General features: G+C 55.3%; 1 pseudogene. It reads left to right on the top strand.

What is annotated here, in order from left to right:
• Positions 1-100: 100 nt before the first annotated feature.
• Positions 101-834 (top strand): annotated as a pseudogene (locus tag J2D75_RS14275) (IS5 family transposase); the annotation flags it as partial.

Genomic DNA, 834 nt, shown 5'->3' with positions numbered 1-834 from the left:
TACGGCGTGTCGTCAGTTAAGTTCTGAGTGTTGTGCGTGAGGGTTGTACTTTCTGTTTGCCTGTGGTGTCTGTTTTTCCGGTTTTGCGGGAGACAGATGGATGCGGCGCTATGGTTTGCGCGACGATCAGTGGGAGCGGATAAAGGATCTTCTACCCGGCCGGGAAGGTTATGTTGGCGGTACGGCTGCGGACAACCGGCTTTTTGTGGAAGCTGTGCTGTATCGTTACCGTGCAGGCATCCCGTGGCGTGACCTCCCCCCCCCCCCCGTTTTGGGGACTGGAAAAATGTGCATCGGCGTCTGCGCCGCTGGTGTGAAAGTGGAGTGATCGAACGGATATTTCGTGACCTGGCCGCCGATCATGACAATGAATACATGATGATCGACAGCACCATTGTCCGGGCTCATCAGCATAGCGCGGGTGCTCTCAAAAAAGGGGCGCGGACCAGGCCATCGGACGCTTACGAGGCGGACTGACCACAAAAATCCATGCCATCTGCGATGCCCTGGGCAACCCGGTGGAACTCGACATTACTCCGGGACAGGATGCCGATATCACCCAGGCGGAGCCCATTCTGGAAAAAATCAACCCGGATGCCTTCCTTGCCGACAGGGCGTATGATGCGGACAGGCTGATTGACCGACTGAAAGAGCGCGGGATTACCGTGGTGATCCCGCCAAAACGCAACAGGACGATCCAACGGGAAACAGACTTCGCTCTCTACCGTGAACGAAACCTTGTCGAGAGATTCTTCAATAAACTCAAACAGTTTCGCGCCATCGCAACCCGCTACGATAAACTCAAATCAACCTTTCTCGCAGCCGTTCAATTCG

The organism is Acetobacter suratthaniensis, from assembly GCF_017377745.1.
GTDB classification, from domain to species: Bacteria; Pseudomonadota; Alphaproteobacteria; order Acetobacterales; family Acetobacteraceae; genus Acetobacter; species Acetobacter suratthaniensis.
Note: the sequence above shows the minus strand (reverse complement) of the source record. Positions and strands in the feature narration are given on the sequence as shown.